The sequence below is a fragment of the Pseudarthrobacter sp. 01T43 genome, from assembly GCF_056398665.1.
Genome location: NZ_JBFTPV010000006.1, coordinates 138,173 through 155,800, shown reverse-complemented (window position 1 = coordinate 155,800; position 17,628 = coordinate 138,173). Strand labels below are relative to the sequence as shown.

At 66.4% G+C, this 17,628-nt stretch carries 15 protein-coding genes; 8 read left to right on the top strand and 7 right to left on the bottom strand.

Annotation, left to right across the window (positions count from 1 at the left end):
* Window positions 1-15 precede the first annotated feature (15 nt).
* The 3 genes from AC1DIM_RS08520 to AC1DIM_RS08510 all read left to right on the top strand — a co-directional run bounded on the left by AC1DIM_RS08520 (window position 16) and on the right by AC1DIM_RS08510 (window position 5,071).
* Window positions 16-3,237, top strand: coding sequence for an efflux RND transporter permease subunit (locus tag AC1DIM_RS08520; RefSeq protein ID WP_477710054.1), 3,222 nt, complete (start codon window positions 16-18; stop codon window positions 3,235-3,237).
* Window positions 3,238-3,491: 254 nt separating this feature from the next.
* Window positions 3,492-4,601, top strand: coding sequence for an LLM class flavin-dependent oxidoreductase (locus AC1DIM_RS08515; RefSeq protein ID WP_477710053.1), 1,110 nt, complete (start codon window positions 3,492-3,494; stop codon window positions 4,599-4,601).
* Window positions 4,601-5,071: a MarR family winged helix-turn-helix transcriptional regulator gene (locus AC1DIM_RS08510; protein WP_477710052.1), complete on the top strand. Its 471-nt coding sequence runs from the start codon at window positions 4,601-4,603 to the stop codon at window positions 5,069-5,071. The genes AC1DIM_RS08515 and AC1DIM_RS08510 overlap by 1 nt, the downstream gene beginning before the upstream one ends.
* A 9-nt stretch (window positions 5,072-5,080) precedes the next feature.
* On the opposite strand, the gene AC1DIM_RS08505 is transcribed toward AC1DIM_RS08510, so the two are convergent.
* Window positions 5,081-5,887 (bottom strand): transglutaminase-like domain-containing protein, encoded by an 807-nt coding sequence (locus AC1DIM_RS08505; RefSeq protein ID WP_477710051.1) that lies wholly within the window; start codon window positions 5,885-5,887, stop codon window positions 5,081-5,083.
* Window positions 5,888-5,957: 70 nt separating this feature from the next.
* Window positions 5,958-6,758, bottom strand: coding sequence for a hypothetical protein (locus tag AC1DIM_RS08500; RefSeq protein WP_477710142.1), 801 nt, complete (start codon window positions 6,756-6,758; stop codon window positions 5,958-5,960).
* Between the two features lie 104 nt (window positions 6,759-6,862).
* Between AC1DIM_RS08500 and AC1DIM_RS08495 the strand changes: the two genes are divergently transcribed.
* The 3 genes from AC1DIM_RS08495 (at window position 6,863) to AC1DIM_RS08485 (ending at window position 8,964) form a co-directional block, all read left to right on the top strand.
* Entirely contained in the window at window positions 6,863-7,525 is a 663-nt protein-coding gene (locus tag AC1DIM_RS08495) for a DUF1684 domain-containing protein (protein WP_477710050.1), read from the top strand.
* Between the two features lie 81 nt (window positions 7,526-7,606).
* A complete protein-coding gene (locus tag AC1DIM_RS08490; protein ID WP_477710049.1) occupies window positions 7,607-8,455 on the top strand; it encodes a fumarylacetoacetate hydrolase family protein in 849 nt (282 codons plus the stop codon).
* A 17-nt stretch (window positions 8,456-8,472) separates the two neighbouring features.
* On the top strand, window positions 8,473-8,964 hold the full coding sequence (locus AC1DIM_RS08485) for a GtrA family protein (RefSeq protein ID WP_477710048.1): 492 nt from the start codon (window positions 8,473-8,475) through the stop codon (window positions 8,962-8,964).
* A gap of 87 nt (window positions 8,965-9,051) precedes the next feature.
* Here AC1DIM_RS08485 and AC1DIM_RS08480 read toward each other — a convergent pair whose 3' ends face one another.
* The 5 genes from AC1DIM_RS08480 to AC1DIM_RS08460 are packed head-to-tail and all read right to left on the bottom strand — an operon-like array spanning window position 9,052 to window position 15,042.
* Window positions 9,052-10,209, bottom strand: a complete 1,158-nt coding sequence (locus AC1DIM_RS08480) for a cysteine desulfurase family protein (RefSeq protein ID WP_477710047.1) — start codon at window positions 10,207-10,209, stop codon at window positions 9,052-9,054.
* A gap of 7 nt (window positions 10,210-10,216) precedes the next feature.
* On the bottom strand, window positions 10,217-11,089 hold the full coding sequence (gene nadC, locus AC1DIM_RS08475; protein ID WP_477710046.1) for a carboxylating nicotinate-nucleotide diphosphorylase: 873 nt from the start codon (window positions 11,087-11,089) through the stop codon (window positions 10,217-10,219).
* The gene (locus AC1DIM_RS08470; RefSeq protein WP_477710045.1) at window positions 11,086-12,963 is read right to left on the bottom strand and encodes an L-aspartate oxidase; all 1,878 of its coding nucleotides are present in this window, start codon (window positions 12,961-12,963) and stop codon (window positions 11,086-11,088) included. The genes nadC and AC1DIM_RS08470 overlap by 4 nt, the downstream gene beginning before the upstream one ends.
* 37 nt (window positions 12,964-13,000) lie before the next feature.
* A complete protein-coding gene (nadA, locus tag AC1DIM_RS08465; protein ID WP_477710044.1) occupies window positions 13,001-14,335 on the bottom strand; it encodes a quinolinate synthase NadA in 1,335 nt (444 codons plus the stop codon).
* On the bottom strand, window positions 14,332-15,042 hold the full coding sequence (locus AC1DIM_RS08460) for an NUDIX hydrolase (protein ID WP_477710141.1): 711 nt from the start codon (window positions 15,040-15,042) through the stop codon (window positions 14,332-14,334). Before AC1DIM_RS08460 ends, nadA begins: the two co-directional genes overlap by 4 nt.
* Window positions 15,043-15,236: 194 nt before the next feature.
* Between AC1DIM_RS08460 and AC1DIM_RS08455 the strand changes: the two genes are divergently transcribed.
* A complete protein-coding gene (locus AC1DIM_RS08455) occupies window positions 15,237-16,616 on the top strand; it encodes an amino acid permease (protein ID WP_477710043.1) in 1,380 nt (459 codons plus the stop codon).
* A 179-nt stretch (window positions 16,617-16,795) separates the two neighbouring features.
* Window positions 16,796-17,623 carry an alpha/beta fold hydrolase gene (locus AC1DIM_RS08450; protein WP_477710042.1) on the top strand — a complete coding sequence of 276 codons (828 nt, stop codon included), beginning with the start codon at window positions 16,796-16,798 and terminating at the stop codon, window positions 17,621-17,623.
* Window positions 17,624-17,628 lie beyond the last annotated feature (5 nt).

Below are 17,628 nucleotides of genomic sequence, written 5' to 3'. Positions count from 1 at the left end.
ACAGGAGACCACGCGATGTTCCGGCTGGCACAACTTTCACTGGCAAACCGGGCACTGATCGCGCTGATCACCGTCTTCGCATCGGTGTTCGGCGTGATCACCATGTCATCGCTGAAGCAGGAACTCATACCCTCCATCGAGTTCCCGCAGATCACCGTACTGACCCCCATGCCCGGCGCATCCCCCGAAGTGGTGGACAAGCAGGTCAGTGCCCCGCTGGAAACAGCACTGAACGGGGTGGAGGGCCTGGAGTCAACCTCCTCGACGTCGCGCAACGGCTCGTCCCAGATCACCATGGTCTTCACGTATGGGACAAACCTTGACCGGGCACGGAACCAGATCGATCGGGCCATTTCCAACGCCAAGCGTTCGCTGCCGGCAGATGTCCAGCCCCAGGCGTTCGCCGGCAGCATCAGCGACTTCCCCATCGTGTTCCTCGCGGTGTCCTCGGACAAGCCGCTCAGCGAACTGAACTCGGACCTCCAGCGGCTCTCCGTCCCCCGGCTCCAGAAGATCGACGGCGTCCGCGGCGCGGACGTGACCGGCGGCGCGACCCAGCACATCGAGGTCCTCCCGCGGCCCGAAGCGATGGCCGCCAGCGGCGCCAGCATTGAGTCCATCCGGAACGCGCTGGGGAACAACGGATCACTGATCCCGGCAGGCACCATCGAAGAACAGGGCAAGACCTTGTCCCTGCAGATCGGCAGCCCGGTGGACTCCCTGGATACCATCAGGTCGCTGCCGCTGGGCGGGGCCAAAAACGGGGCAACGATCGGCACTGTCGCGGACGTCAGCCTCAAAGACAACGAACGCACTTCCATTACCCGGACCAACGGCCAGGAAACGCTGGCGGTTTCGGTCACCAAGAAGCCTGAAGGCGACACTGTGGGCATTTCCCACGCCGTGAACGACTCGCTGCCCGCCCTTGAGGCGGAACTGGGATCCAACGCCAAGTTCACCGCCGTGTTTGATCAAGCTCCGTTCATCGAGAAGTCCATCAAGGACCTCACCACCGAGGGCCTGCTCGGGCTCGGCTTCGCCGTGGCCGTCATCCTGGTGTTCCTGATGTCCGCCCGCTCCACCCTGGTGACAGCAGTATCCATTCCGCTCTCGCTCCTGGTGACTTTCATCGGACTCTCGGCGACGGGCTATTCGCTGAACATCCTGACTTTGGGCGGGCTCACCATCGCAATCGGCCGCGTGGTGGATGACTCGATCGTGGTGATCGAGAACATCAAGCGCCACCTCAGTTACGGCGAGGAAAAAGTGGCCGCCATCCTCACCGCGATCCGCGAAGTGGCCGGCGCCATCACGGCCTCGACGCTGACCACCGTGGCCGTCTTCCTGCCCATCGCCTTTGTGGGCGAGCTCGCGGGCGAACTGTTCCGGCCCTTCGCGCTGACGGTCACCATGGCTCTGCTTGCTTCCCTGCTGGTCTCATTGACCATCGTTCCGGTGCTCGCCTACTGGTTCCTTAGGAGCCCGGCCGTTGCCGCTCCCGGATCCACCGCCGCCCGTGAAGCCGCTGCCGCTGCCAGGGCCAAGGCGCACGAGTCCGAACAGACGAGCCGGCTGCAGCGCGCGTACCTGCCGATCTTGAGCAAAACGCAGAAGCATCCGGTGTGGACGCTCGTTGCCGCCCTGCTGGTCCTTGGCGGGACGGGTGCCATGACGCCGCTTCTGGCCACCAACCTCCTCGGCGATTCCGGCCAGAACAGCATGACTGTCCGCCAGGTGTTGCCGGCGGGGACAAGCCTCGCGGAGACCAGTTCCGCGGCAGTAAGGCTTGAGGGAGTCCTCCGCAGCATTGAGGGCGTCAAAAACGTCCAGGTCACGTCCGGCAACGCGCAGGCTGGCTTCGCCGCCCTCACCTCCTCCGGCTCCTCCAACTCCACGTTCACTGTGGTGACGGATGAGAAAGTGAACCAGGCAAAGCTTCAGGAAACGGTCCGGACGAAATTGGCTGAGGTAGCCGATTCCGGCAAGGTTACTGTCGGCTCCCAGCAGGGCGGCTTTGGCACGTCCTCCACCGTGGATATCACCATCAAGGCGGCGACCTCCGAGGACCTCCACACGGCCAGCGACACCATGGTCGAAGCCATGACCGGTGTCCCGGAAACCAGCGAAGTGAGCACCAACCTTGCGGCCAGCCAGCCGGTGGTCCAGGTCAAGGTTGACCGGGCCAAAACGGTCGCCGCGGGCCTCAACGAGCAACAGGTGGCCGGCGTCCTGGCTGCCACCATCAGCCCCGTCCCGGCCGGCACGGTCCGGATCGACACCAATGACTTCCCCGTGCAGATCGGCAAAGGCACCCGGTTCACCAGCATCGAGGCGGTGCGCAGCATCGCCTTGCCGGCCGCGGCCGGACCTGTGACCCTGGGCAGCATCGCCTCCGTCGAGCGGGTGGACGTACCGGTTTCCATCACCTCCAGCAACGGCCAGCGGACCGCGAAAGTGTCAGTCACGCCGTCGGGCTCCAACCTTGGTGCGGTGAACGCCGAGGTGCAGAAGCGGCTTGCGGAGGTCAGCCTGCCCGCCGGGGTTACAGCGGAACTCGGCGGCGCCACCACCCAGCAGGCGGATTCCTTCCGGCAGCTGGGCCTGGCGCTCCTCGCGGCCATCGCAATTGTTTACGTCATCATGGTGGCCACGTTCAAGTCTCTGGTCCAGCCGCTGATCCTGCTGGTCTCCGTCCCCTTTGCGGCCACCGGAGCCGTTGCGCTGCTTCTGGCGACCGGCGTTCCCCTGGGTCTGCCCTCGCTGATCGGCATGCTGATGCTTGTGGGAATCGTGGTCACCAACGCCATTGTGCTCATTGACCTCATCAACCAGTACCGGCAGCCACGGAACGGCTTGCCGGGAATGACCGTGGCGGACGCCATCACGCACGGCGCGCGGCAGCGCCTCCGCCCCATCCTGATGACCGCCCTCGCCACGGTCTTCGCCCTGACGCCCATGGCGCTCGGCCTCACGGGCGGCGGCGGCTTCATCTCCCAGCCCTTGGCAGTGGTGGTCATCGGCGGACTGGTGTCCTCCACTGCCCTGACGCTGGTGCTGGTTCCCGTGCTGTACCGCCTCGTGGAGGGGCGGCGGGAACGCAGAACGCTGCTCCGCGCCATGCAGGGGCGCCCTGAGTTTGCGGCGGCGGACGACGTCGACGCAGAGTTCAGCGACTGGACCACCGGCATGACACCCAAGGTCAGCGGCCGCCGCGCCGCCGCGGGCGACCCCGAGTAGGCCCGCGCCGGAGGCAGCACCGCGTACGGCTCTTCCATCACAGAAGAAAAAGGGAGGGGAGCTATCTTGCTCCCCTCCCTTTCGCGCGTCCGGGGCGGGGTGGCACGCGGCGCCGGGGTGGCCTGGCGTCGCGTAGTCCCGGAGCCGGGAATTTTCAGGTCCACAATGCGTTGTAGCCTTCAGTACATGCAAACGCATGAATATCTGGTATGTTGATAACAATCCCAGAGAAGTCCAGGAACGGAAGGCCAACCATGCAGATCGGCGTATTCAGCGTCAGCGACATCACCACTGACCCCACTACCGGCCGGACGCCCACGGAGAACGACCGCATCAAGGCCTCCGTGGCGATCGCCAAGAAGGTCGAAGAAATCGGCATGGACGTCTATGCCATCGGCGAGCACCACAACMGTCCGTTCTTCTCCTCATCCCCCACCACAACGCTGGCGTACATTGCAGCCCAGACTGAGCGCATCACCCTTTCGACGGCCACCACGCTGATCACCACCAACGATCCCGTCAAGATCGCCGAAGACTTCGCCATGCTCCAGCACCTTGCGGATGGCCGCGTGGACCTGGTCCTGGGTCGCGGCAACACTGCCCCGGTTTACCCCTGGTTCGGCAAGAACATCCAGGACGGCGTGGAACTGGCCATCGAGAACTACAGCCTGCTGCGCCGTCTCTGGGATGAGGACTCAGTCAACTGGTCCGGCAAGTTCCGTACCCCGCTCCAAAACTTCACTTCCACACCGCGGCCGCTCGACGGTGTCGCTCCCTTCGTGTGGCACGGTTCCATCCGCACGCCGCAGATCGCCGAAGTGGCCGCCTACTATGGCGACGGTTTCTTCGCGAACAACATCTTCTGGCCCAAGGAGCACTACCAGCAGCTGATCGGCCTCTACCGCGAGCGCTACGAGCACTACGGACACGGCAAGGCAGACCAGGCCATCGTTGGCCTCGGCGGCCAGTTCTTCATGCGCAAGAACTCCCAGGACGCTGTCAAGGAATTCCGCCCCTACTTCGACAACGCGCCGGTCTACGGCCATGGCCCGTCGCTTGAGGACTTCACCTCACAGACTCCCCTCACCGTGGGCAGCCCGCAGGAGGTCATCGAGAGAACCCTGACGTTCCGTGAGTACTTCGGCGACTACCAACGCCAGCTGTTCCTGATCGACCACGCAGGCCTGCCGCTGAAGACTGTCCTCGAACAGCTGGACCTCTTCGGCGAGGAAGTCCTCCCGGTCCTGCGTAAGGAATATGCCGACGAGAAGCCGGCACACGTGCCCGATCCCCCCACCCATGCCGGCCGCGTAGCTGCTCTGATGGCATCCCAGGCCGACGAAACAGCTTCCTCGGAGGCGTGATGGCTGCCGAGGGGAAAGAAGCTCCGAGCCGCCTGGCGGCGGAAACGTGGGAGTCCCTGTTCCGGGCCCAAGTGGCGGTGATGCGAAAGCTCCAGACGGGCAAAGCCTTCAAGAATGTGGCCATCAATGAGTATGACGTCCTTTTCACGCTTTCCCGCTGCCCGTCCGGGTGGCTGCGCCTCAATGAGCTTAATGACCATGTCCTGCTGAGTCAGTCGAGCCTCAGCAGGCTGGTGGAGCGGCTGGAAAAGCGTGGCCTCGTGGACCGGATGCCTGCCCCGGACGATGGCCGGGGCGTGCTGTTGAAGCTGACCGAGGAAGGGGTGGCGCTGCAGAAGGAGATTGGCCGCGAGCATGTGCGGGACATCTCCAGCTTGGTGGGGCCGGCCCTGACCGCCGCAGAGCAGAAAGAGCTTCGGCGGCTGACGGACAAGCTCCGTGCTTCCGTGGGTGCCAAACCACTCAAGTGAACGCTGGGCTTAGCCCAGAACCACCATCCTGGCCGCATCCTCTGCGGGAAGCTGGCCGTTGACCACGGCGGTGACGCGCAGCTCGTTCAGGGTCAGGCGGCCGCCCACGGTGGATAGGAATGCTGTGTCGGAAGAGTCCCGGCCTGCTGTGATCCGCAGCATCGACTCGCGCGGGGCCAGCCCCGTGGGGTCGATGACATGCCAGGCGCCGTTGACGTGGGCCTCCGCCACGGCGTGGAAGTCCATCGGGGCCAGCCCCGGCGCGTAGACGGCCGCCAGCCGTGCCGGGATGTCCTTCGAGCGGAGCAACGCGATGGCCAGGTGGGCGAAGTCCCGGCATACCCCGCGCCGGTGCAGGAGCGTTTCCACTGCGCCGTCGGTGCCCCGAGACGAGCCGCTGACGTACCGCAACTCGCCGTAAACCCAGTTCCTGACGGCCTGGATCAGTTCAGCGCCGTGCAGGCCGCCGAATTCGGCGTAAGCGGTGGGCAGGAGCCGGTCGGACTCCGCGTAGCGGCTCGGCCGGACATAGCGGATGAGCTCGGCCAGGGTTGACTCCTCCGGCTCCGCCCTGCCGGCAACTGTCGCAGAGTACTCGACCGTCACTTCGACCGGCTCAGCAAACTCCATGTAATGGAGGCGGCCGCCGTGATAGTCGGCCAGTTCGCGGAACGGAACCGCGGCCCCGCCGGCTGTGACAGTGAGGGACTCTTCGAACGAGGTATAGCCACGGTTTTTGGCTACGGCGATGGCCAAGGCTGCCTTGGTGTCAGCCACGGTCTTGAAAACCATGCGTGCGGCAACGGTGCGTTCCATGTATCTCCGGGGTGTGAGGTAGTGGCAGAACAGCCGCTCTGGACCGGCCCTGATGGCGCCGGAGGCGGGACTAGTTTTTGATCTCCAGAGACATTAGCATCCGCTGCACATTCGCGAAGTCCGGGCCCTCGTCGACGTACTTGGCCGCCTGGTCCAGGGTGTCAAAGGCCTTGGCCGGGGCCACCTTTTCGTCCGGCGCAAAGGCCTTCAGGGCAATGACGTCGCCGAACGAGTAGTCTCCCTTGCCGGCAGGACCACGGACCACGTTGCGCAGCTCGCAGGCCTGCCCGTCCGCCCCGCCAACAATGTTGGTGATGCCATACGAGCCGAAGTACCGGTAGCCCTGGATCACGCGGTACACGGCGTGCGGCGCGATGGTGCCTTCGCCCGTGCTGCCGGGAAGTGCCACCGGCACGCTGCTGATGACAACGTAGGGCTTCTTCCCGCCGTCCGGGCACGCAGACTCCGACGGCGGCAGTCCAGTCCGCAGGGCAGCCATGAAGGTGCCGTCCTGCTTTTTCACCTCGATCTTCAGCGCACCGGGCAGCGCCCCGTCCTCGGGGGTGACAGACTGGGCAATCCATTCTTCGGGGAGGTCAAAACGAATGGTTCGGCCGGGGTCGGTAAAGGTCTTCCAGACGGCGGCCGTGGCGGCCGGGCCAGGCGTCGCAGTGGCCGACCCGCCCGGCGTGGCAGCAGGCTGCGGTGCCGGCGAACTGCTGCCCATGCCTGTCGCGCCCGGGGCGGCGTCGGACGAGGTGCCTGGCTGCGCGGTCCACGCCGGGCCGCTGCCTCCGGGCGCACTGCATCCGGCCGCCAGGACCCCGGTCATCAGAAGCGCTGCGGTCCGCAGTCCCCAGGATGTTGCCATGCTTGTCATCCGGCCAGCCTATCGGCGGACGACGGCGGCCCGGCAGCAGAAGCCTCGTGTCGCCGTCGGCCATGCTCCCCGGCCAAGGGGCTAGGCTGGGGAGCATGAGGGATGAGCATTACGTCACAGAAGAAGCGGGCCTGGCGGACATCTCTGCCCTCGACATCGCGGACTGGCGGCTCCGGACGTTTGCCCTCTACGAGACCGTGCGGAGAATTGCCGCCGAAGACCCGGCCGAGGCCCACTCCCTGTGGCGCCACGAACGGGACCGCATGTTCGCGACGCATCCCGCGTCAGCCCTCACGCCTGAGGCTAAGGCGCGGTTCTCCGGCCTGAAGACGGCGGACTACGATCCCGTCTACCGCTTCTACGTACCGCTGACTCCTGAAGGGGCGGGGCGGGAGATGACCGCGCAGACCGCCACGGACGGCGTGATCCGGTTCATCCGGCTCGGCACATTCGATCTTCCCGAACTGGGCCAGCTAGGCGTGTGGAAGCTGCACGGTTACGGGGGCGGAATTTTCGTGCCGTTCCGGGACGCCACTGCCGCCCAGCCGGGCGGCACCTACGGCGCCGGCCGCTACCTCCTGGACACCATCAAGGGCGCCTTCCATGGGGTCCACGGGTCCGGACCCGGCGCAGAATTTGTGATCGACTTCAACTTCGCATACAACCCGTCATGCGCGTACAACGACGCCTGGGCCTGCCCGCTGCCCGGACCCTCCAACCGACTGGCAGTGGAGATCCCGGTGGGCGAACTGTACTGAGCCGGCTTCCCCCGGCCGGGCCGCCGCGCACCCTCGCGCCGGCCGCCCTCGAACGTTGCCCGCAGGACGTAGGATGTCTTCATGACTTCCAGCGCTCCTCGCCGCCTTGCCCGCGTCCGTCCACTGTCCCCCGTCGCCGCCGGCGAACATTTTTTCGTGGCCAACGACGCCACCGATTTCGGTTCGGTGGCCGGCCGGTCCTGGACTGTCGTGGATTCCCCTTTTGCGGCATCCCGGGCCAACGCCAACAGCCCGGCACGGTCCGGCTGGGAGGCCGGCGCTGTAGTGGACCAGGACTCGTTCACGTTCCTGGCTCCGTCGGTCCCTGCCAATGTCCTGGGCATGGCGCACAACACGGGCCAGCCCGGCCGGGACCTCCCGCCGCAGGCCTTTCACAAGGCCGCCACCAGCGTCATCGGCCCCGGCGACGCTATTGAACTGAGTTCCACCGTTGGCTACGTCGACCCGGAAGCCGAACTGACCGTCGTCGTCGGCCGCACGGTCCGCGGCCTGACGCTGGAAACCGCCCGGAGCGCCGTCCTGGGCTTCACCATCGGCAATGACGTCTCCGCGCGGGACCTGCAGAAGTCGGATGAATTGTGGATCAGCGCCAAGAGCCAGGACACCTTCACCCCCGTTGGCCCCTGGATTGTCACCGGACTCGATGACGCCGACCTCGCCATTGGCATCGTTCACAACGGCACCGAACTCAAGCCCGCCAGCAGCGCGGACCTCGGCTGGAAGGTGGACGAAATCCTGGTCTACCTCACCTCCTTCATGACCCTGCATGCAGGGGATCTGGTGCTCACCGGTTTCCCGGCTGAGTGCGCACGCATCCACCCGGGCGACACTGTGGTGTGCCGGGTGGAGGGCATCGGCGAACTCACCAACCCCGTCAAAGCTGCGTCCTGGGAGGAAACGGCCGCCTGATATGTCAGGCTGGACCCATGGAATCCCCTGCTGCGCCCAGCGCCCAGCTGACCCAGCAGCCCACCCGCCGCGCGCCGGCCACCAGGCACTACCCCGGAATCCTCAGGTTTCCGGCCGTGCGGCAGCTCATCCGCTTCACCGGCGTGGGCGTCATCTGCACGGCATCCTCGCTAGCACTGTACGCACTGTTCAGGCCCTGGGTTGATCCCCAGCTCGCCAATGCGGCGGCGCTCATCATGACATCCATCATGAATACCGCCCTAAACCGCCGGCTGACCTTTAAGATCACGTCCAGCCGGAAGCGGGCGCAAGATCACCTGAACGGGCTGATCCTTATCGCCATCGCGTTGGTCATCACCGGGAGCAGCCTGGGGATCCTGCATGCGGTGCATCCGGCTGCAACGGTCAGCGAGGAGCTCTGGACCACCACGCTCTCCGGGTTTGCTGCCACGGCTGCGCGGTTCACGCTGCTGCGGCACTGGATCTTCCGCCGCGCCCGCCACGTCTGACCCCTTGCCCAACTAGGTAGCAGCACATGTCGTTATGGGCTCCCATTGCGACATCTGCTGCTACCTAGTTGGGCTGGCGGGGAGGCGTTAGCTGCGGCCGAGCGTCCGGACGCTTCCGACGGCGGCCCCCACGGCTTCGGCGGCGGCCGTCAGTTCCGCTGCGGTCACCACTGAGGTGAAGCTGAACCGCACCGCAGTCTGCGCCACATCCGGCTCATAGCCCAGTGCAGTCAGAACCGGAGAAGGCGCATCAGACCCGGCAGCGCAAGCCGAGCCGCTCGAGCACACCACCCCCTGCCGCTCCAGCTCCAGAAGCACCGATTCCCCGCTGGTCCCCGGAAAACAGAATGATGCCACGGACGGCAACCGCTCTGTGGGGTGACCCGTCAGGACAGCGCCCGGAACGGCCTGGAGGACTTCGCGGATGAAGCCGTCCCGCAGCGCCGTCACGTGGTCTGCGGTCTGCAGCTGGGCGGACTGCGCCAGGGTCAGTGCTGTGGCCAGGCCCACTGCACCGGCCACGTTCTCCGTACCGGACCGCCTGCCGCGTTCCTGGCCGCCCCCGTGGAGTAAGGGTTCGATGCGGGTCCGGCCGCGGACGTACAGCACGCCACAGCCTTTGGGAGCCCCCAGTTTGTGGCCGGAAATGCTGAGGGCGTCCACGCCCAGCGCCTTGACGTCAAGGGGCAGCCAGCCGGCGGCCTGGACGGCGTCGGTGTGGAATGGGATGCCCTGTGAGCGAGCCAGTTCCGCCAGTTCCGCAACGGGCTGGATGGTGCCAACCTCGTTGTTGGCGTACATGATGCTCACCAGCGCCGTCTCAGGCCGAAGCACGGCGGCGAGCGCCCGGGGTGTGACCAGCCCGGTCCCGTCCACTGGCACAACGTCCACGGAAAAGCCATGGAACCGCGCCAGGTACCGCGCGGACTCCTCCACTGCGGGATGTTCGACGGCGCTGATCACCACCCGGTTGAGCCCGGGGTCCGCAGCCCGGCGGGCCAGCGCGATCCCCTTTAGGGCAAGATTGTCCGCCTCCGTGCCGCCGGAGGTGAAGGTGACCTCACCGGGCCTGCAGCCGAGCACCTTGGCTACTGCGGCGCGGGCGTCCGCGAGCGAGGAGGCAGCGGCCTCACCCAGTGTGTGGTGGCTTGAGGGGTTGCCGAACTCGCCGGTCAGGTAGGGCCACATGGCCTCCAGGACCTCGCGGCGGACGGGCGTGGTGGCGGCAGCGTCAAGGAAGATCATGGCCGGGTCAGCCGGCCCTCAGTTCGACGTCCAGGCCGAGGTCCAGGGCGGCGACGCTGTGGGTGAGGCCGCCGATGGAGATGACGTCCACCCCGGCGGCGGCGATGTCCGCGACGGTCCCGAGGTTCACGTTGCCGCTGGCCTCCACGATGGCCCGCCCGTCGACCTGCTTTACTCCGGCGCGAAGCTCGTCGATGGTGAAGTTGTCCAGCATGATGGTGTCAACGCCGGCGGCGAGCACGGGTTCGATCTGCTCGGCACTGTCCACCTCCACCTCGAAGTGCGTGGTGTGCCCCAGCTGGGCTTTCGCGGCGGCCAGCAGGGTGGTGAGCTTGGCCGGGTCTCCCCCGGTCATGACGGCGAGGTGGTTGTCCTTGGCGAGCACGGCGTCGGACAGGCTGTAGCGGTGGTTCGCTCCCCCGCCGCAGCGCACGGCATACCGCTCGAGGACGCGCAGTCCCGGGGTGGTCTTGCGCGTGTCCGTGATCCTGGCCTTCGTGCCTTCGATAAGGCTCACGAATTCTGCCGTTTTGGTGGCGATGGCACTCATCCGCTGGACCAGGTTCAGCGCGACGCGTTCGGCCAGCAGCACCGAGCGGGCGCTGCCGGTCACACGCGCAAGGTGCGTGCCGGCGTCGAACGCTTCACCATCGGCGAGCAGCAGCTCCACTTCGGTGTCCGGGTCAACGAGCTTCATGGCATCCTGGAACACGGTCCCCCCGCTGAATACGCCGGGAACCCGGGCGTTGAGCACTGCGGTGGCGCGGGCGTCGGCCGGAATCAGCAGCTGGGAGGTGATGTCGCCGCTGGGAGCGTCCTCGGCAAACGCCCTTTCCAGGATGTCCCGGACGGGTGCTGCGGGGAGGGTCAGGCTGGTCATTGGACGAGGCTCGCTTTCCGGCTCATGGTGTGACGCTGGTCAAAAGGTTCGACGGCGGCAGCAGCCGCCCGGCTGTCCCTGCGGTAATGCGCGCCAAGGGACTCCCGCCGATCCCGGGCGGCATGCACCAAAAGCTGGGCAGCCAACAAAAGATTCGCATCTTCATGCACGCGCACATCCAACGAATCGGGCGCCTGCAAAGGAACAACATCAGCAGCCCAGTCCCCCAACAAACCAGACGCCTCCCGCAACAAAGACCCATCCCGGATCACCCCGGCATTAGCCGTCATGAGTCGCCGCAGTGCATCCCGAGAAAAAGTCCCCGCCTCACCAACCGGCATCTCCCGAGGCCCAGGTGCCGGAACAGTTTCAACCAGCCAGGGACCGGACGCTGACGCGTCGGCAGACGTACTCAAGGAGCGCGCCTCATCTGTGGTTGCTCCCAAGTGCAACTGCCTGTCGTCGCCTGAGGGTGTTCCGGAAGCGAGCGTCAAGGGGAGGCCGCCAGCGGCCGAGACAGCGAGCGGAGGAACAGCTTCGGGCGACACCCAGCCCGACGTAGCACGCGGAGCATCGGTGTCCCGCGGCGGTGCTCCATGCAGGAACCCTTCGACAGCCCGGCGGCCGAAGACAAGTCCTTCGAGAAGGGAGTTACTGGCCAGCCGATTGGCACCCTGGACCCCGGTGCAAGCAACCTCCCCCGCAGCCAGCAGCCCGGGAACAGAAGTCCGCCCGTGAAGATCGGTGACAACCCCGCCCATCCAGTAGTGCGCAGCCGGTGCCACGGGGACAGGTTCGCGGGTCCAGTCGATGCCGGCCTCGCGGGTGCGGGCGCTGAGGGTGGGGAACCGACGGGCGAGGAAGTCTTTGCCACGACTGGCCTCGATCACGCGTGCGTCGAGGAACACGTGGCCGTTGGGGTCGCCGAGGGCGGCGAGGTGCAGGGCGATGCTGCGGGAGACTACGTCCCGGGGGGCGAGTTCGGCGTCGGGGTGGTAGGCGGGCATGAACCGTTCGCCGTTGGCGTCAACGAGGATGGCGCCTTCGCCGCGGACTGCTTCGGAAATCAGCAGGGGGTCGGCCGTGGTTCCTGCGCGGTTGAAATGGGTTTCGCGGGCGTCGGCGGGCCGGACCATGCAGGTGGGGTGGAACTGGAAGAACTCGAGGTCTGCAACGGCGGCTCCGGCCCGCCAGGCGAGGGCCAGGCCGTCCGCCGTGGCCACGGCAGGGTTGGAAGTCTGGGCGAAGATCCGGCCTGCTCCCCCGGTGGCCAGGAGGACGGCGTCGCCATGAACACCGAGCTCACGCCCGTGGTGGAGGAAGTTGACACCCGTCACGCGGCCTTCACCCTGCAGCAGTGAGGTCACCTGCGCGCGCCCGATGACCTGTATTCTCCCCGCAGCCTCCGCGTCCAGGACGGCGCGGATGAGTGCCTGGGCCACGCCGGCCCCGGTGGCGTCGCCGCCGGCGTGCAGGATCCGCGGCGCGGAGTGGGCGGCTTCGAGCCCCAAGGCGGGATCGCCGTCGTCGTCAAGGTCAAAAAGCACCCCGAACCGCTGCAGCCCGGCAATATCCAGGCGCGCCTCAGTGCACACAACGCGGACGGCGGCCTCGTTGCAGTGCCCCGCCCCGGCCTTGAGCGTGTCCGCAATGTGCGCAGCCACGGTGTCCCCGGGCGCCGGCTCGTCGAGTACGGCGGAAATGCCGCCCTGGGCGTAAAACGTGTTGCTGTCCGCGAGCGCGCCTTTGGTCAGCAGCACCACCTCCGCTCCGGCATCGACGGCGAGCAGCGCGGCGTAAAGCCCTGCAATGCCGCTGCCGACGACGATCAGACGCTGGGGACGCGGCTGGCGGGTTGGGCTCTCTGCTGTCATGGCAGGCTCGATTCGGTGTCCGGTTAGTACGGCGGGATTACAGGGGGCGGGCGGCGAGCATACGCTCGAGCGCGATCTTGGCGTTGTCCTGGACGGCGTCGTCCACCGTGATGCGGTTGACGATGCGTCCTTCCACGAGTTCCTCGAGGACCCAGGCGAGGTAGCCGGGGTGGATCCGGTACATCGTGGAGCACGGGCAGATTACGGGGTCCAGGCAGAAGATGGTGTGCTGCGGGTACTCGGCGGCGAGCCGGTTGACCATGTTGATCTCGGTGCCGATCGCAAAGGTGGTGGGCTCGGTGGCCGCGGCGATTGCCTTCTTGATGAAGTCGGTGGAACCGGCCGAATCGGCGGCGTCCACCACCTCCATGGGGCATTCGGGGTGCACGATGACGTTGACGCCGGGGAAGTCGGCGCGGGCTTTTTCGATCTGGCCGACGTTGAAGCGCTTGTGCACGGAGCAGAAGCCATGCCACAGGATGACGCGGGATTCGAGCAGCGCCTGTTCGTCGTTGCCGCCGAGTTCCTTGCGCGGGTTCCACATGGGCATCTGCTCCAGCGGCACCCCCATGGCCTTGGCTGTGTTGCGGCCCAGGTGCTGGTCGGGGAAGAACAGGACCCGCTGGCCCCGCTCGAGGGCCCACTCCAGGACCAGCTTTGCGTTGGAGGAGGTGCAGACGATGCCGCCGTTGCGTCCGCAGAAAGCCTTCAGGGCTGCGGAGGAATTCATGTAGGTGACAGGGATGACCGGAACCCGGCCCTCGGTGTCGGCCTCGGTACCAAAGATCTCCTCGAGCTGTTCCCAGCATTCCTCCACGGAGTCCGTGTCGGCCATGTCCGCCATGGAGCAGCCGGCGGCGAGGTTGGGCAGAATGACTGCCTGGTCCGGAGCGGAGAGGATGTCGGCTGTCTCGGCCATGAAGTGCACACCGCAGAAGATGATGGCCTCGGCGTCGGGCCTGGTAAGGGCCGCGTTGGCCAGCTGGAAGGAGTCGCCCACGAAGTCGGCGTACTGGATGACCTCGTCGCGCTGGTAGAAATGGCCCAGGACCACTGCCCGGTCGCCCAGTTTTTCCTTGGCGGCGCGGATGCGGACGTCCAGCTCGGCATCACTGGCGAGCTTGTACTCTTCCGGCAGCTGGCCCTGGCGGGGTGTCGCGGCCGGGGCAACGTCCGAGCTGGAGGCGCCGGGGCCGTAGGCGGGGGCGCCGGCACGCGCCTCGGCAAGGTCGTACTCCCACGGGCCCTTCGCCAGGGCCGGGCTGCACGTGGCAGGCGCCTTGCCGCCGGCGGCGCGCCCTGTCGCGGCGCTGACCGCGCTCTCAGCCTGTTCGCGTGTGATCAGCTGGATGGCTGCGTTGACGCTGCTCATGGTGTGCTCCTGTTATCGGGGTCAAGGCCGGGGCGGCCGGTGAAGCGGTAGAGACGCGGCGGGCGGTGTTTGCCGCCTTGGAGGTATTCGCCGGTTTCTTCGATCTCCGGCGTGGATTTGAGTTGGCGGCGGAAGTTGGCCGGGTCCAGGCGGGTGTCAAGGATGGCTTCGTAGACTTCCCGGACCTGGGCGAGTGTGAAGTACTCGCCCAGGAAGTGGTAAGCCACCGAACCGTAGGCCAGCTTGTTTCGCAGCCGCCAGAGCGCGTAGTCCACGATGGCGTTGTGGTCGAATGCCAGGTCCCCAACCTTGTCGGCGCGGAACCACTTCACGTTTTCTGATTCGGCGGCGAGGGCGGCTTCGGTGGGCTGGACCAGCGCCCAGTAGACGATGGAGACCACACGCTGCGAAGGCGAACGGTGCAGGCCGCCAAAGGCGTAAAGCTGCTCCACGTAGCTCGGGGCCAGCCCGGTGGTCTCCCGCAGGTTCCACGAGGCCGCGTCCTGCAGCGATTCGTTGTGCGCCAAGGGCCCGCCGGGAAGGGCCCACAAACCCTTGTACGGCTCACGGATTCGGCGGACCAGCGGAATCCACAGGGTGGGCCGGCCCGAGGATTCGCTCGGGCGCAGGGCGAAGATGACAGTGGAGATGGCAAGCAGGGGCGCTGCCGAAGCCCGTTCGGAAACGTTGGCTGAACCCGTGTACATGCTCACTCACCCGCTCCCTGCTGCTGGCTGACGCGCACCGGCGCCGACCGGCGCCTAGTTAAAGTCAGTTTGACTAGAACTGATTCTACGGCCACTTTCCGGCGAATCAAAATGTTTCGCCGGACCACCGGCCGAGGGGGTAAGTTCAAGAGGTCCCTTTTGAGGGCACCTCAATCCCCAAGAAGGTTTACAGCATGACATCGAAGTCCACAGCAGCGCGTACGGAGTCCCACCTCGGCCACTCCATGAAACCCCGGCAGCTCACCATGATGGGCCTCGGCAGCGCAATCGGTGCCGGGCTGTTCCTGGGTTCCGGTGCCGGCGTCCATGCAGCCGGACCTGCGGTTCTGGTGTCCTATCTGGTGGCCGGAACGCTGATCATCCTGGTCATGTGGGCCCTTGGCGAGATGGCGGCGGCGAACCCCACCAGCGGGGCCTTCTCCGTGTATGCCGAACGGGCCTTGGGCAAAACGGCGGGCGCCACCGTCGGCTGGCTGTGGTGGCTCCAACTGGTGGTAGTCATCGCCGCTGAGGCCCTCGGCGCGGCAGGGCTGCTGTTTACCGTCTGGCCTGTCATCCCGGTCTGGGCCCTGGCGCTGATCTTTATGGTGCTGTTTACCGCCATCAACCTGACCGGGGTCCGGAACTTCGGCGAATTCGAATTCTGGTTCGCCATCCTCAAAATCGTCGCCATCGTCCTGTTCCTCGGGGTCGGAGCTGCGCTGCTCCTGGGCTTCCTCCCCGACGTCGCTTCGCCGGGACTTGCAAACATCACTTCCGATTTTGCTCCCGCCGGGCTGGGCGGCATCGCCACCGCCCTGTTCGTGGTGATCTTCGCCTTCGGCGGGACCGAAATTGTGGCCGTCGCCGCCGCGGAAACCGAAGACCCGGAGCACAGCGTAGGCAGGGCTGTCCGGACCGTCCTGTGGCGCATCCTCATTTTCTACATCGGCTCCGTTTTTGTGATCGCAGCCATCCTGCCGGTCACTTCCGAGGGCCTGGCATCCCCCTTCGCGGGCGTGCTCGACGCAGCCCGGATCCCGGGCGCCGGTACGGCAATCACCCTGGTTGCCGTCGTCGCGCTCCTCTCCGCACTGAACGCGAACCTCTACGGTGCCTCCCGCATGGTGTACTCGCTCGCCGAGCGCGGTGAGGCGCCCCGATTCCTGGCCCGCCTGAGCGGTACCAGCGTGCCCGTGATTGCGGTGGGTGTCTCGGTGGCGTTCGGTTTCTTCGCGACCGTCCTTGAACTGCTGTTCCCGGACCGGATCCTGCCGGCGCTCTTCCAGCTTGTCGGATCGACGTGCCTGGTGGTGTGGGGCACGGCCCTGATCTCGCAGCTGATTCTCCGGCGCCGGGCGGACCGGGAAGGCACCAGGCTGCCGCTGCGGATGAAGGGTTTCCCCGGCCTGACGGCGTTCGGCCTGGTGCTGCTCGCCTTGATCTTTGCCGTCGGCTTCAGCGCCGAAAGCAGCCGTGTTCAGCTGCTGAGCACGTTTGCTTTGGTCGCGTGCCTCGCCGGCGCCTGCCGGCTCGGTGCCCGGATTGCCGCCGGGAGCCGCCAGCCCAAGTAAGTAGCAGCACATGTCGTTACGAGCCCGTAAAACGACATGTGCTGCGACCCAGTTGGGAGGGTGGAAACCGGTAAATCCGCTGATGAACGGCCCGGTCCGCAGGCAGGTAAAGTGGTGCGAGGATGACGCACCGAAGCGCCGGGTCCGCCTGAGCGCCGTACTTGAYGAGGACTGACACYATGAGCGGCAGGCACACCGGCGAGATGCACTCGCACACCGTGGAGGGCACCGACCCCCAGCTGTACGTGGAGGTGCATGATCCGGCCACCGATGCGGGGCTCCGGCCCGTCCTGCTGATCCACGGCTTTTCCTCCTCCAGCAAGCTGAACTGGGAGGACACGGGCTGGCTGGCTGCCTTCCTGGAAGCAGGACGCCGCGTGATCACCGTGGACCTGCCCGGCCATGGCCGCAGCGGCGCCCCCGAGGACCTCGACTCCTATACGCCCAGCCGGATCCGCGCGGATTTGCTGCAAATAGTGTTCGACGCCGGTGTGCGGCCCGTGCACGAAGGCGACCCCGCCAGCGGGGTTGACGTAGTGGGCTATTCGCTGGGCTCACGGCTGGCTTGGGAATTCGGCGCCACGCAGCCGGAGCTTGTCCATCGGATGGTCCTCGGCGGACCGAACATCGCCGATCCGCTGGCCGCCTTCGATCTCATCGGCGCCCAGCGCTACCTCGCCGACGGCACGCCGATCGCGGACGAGTCCACCGCCGGGCTGCTGAAGATGGCCATGCTCCTGCCCAGCAACAACATTTTCGCGCTGCTTTCATTGGTGGAAGCCATCAAGGCCGAGCCCTTCGATCCGGCCGAAGCCGTGCCGCATATGCCGATGCTCCTGGTGGCCGGCGACAAGGACGAACGCGCCACCACCATGGCCCAGCTTGCCGAGCTCGGCCGCCGGGCGGGGTCGATGGCCGAACAGCTGGTGCTGCCGGGCCGGAACCACACCAACGCCATCACCAGCCGGGCGTTCAAACAGGGTGCCATATCCTTCTTGGGTGTCTGACGCTC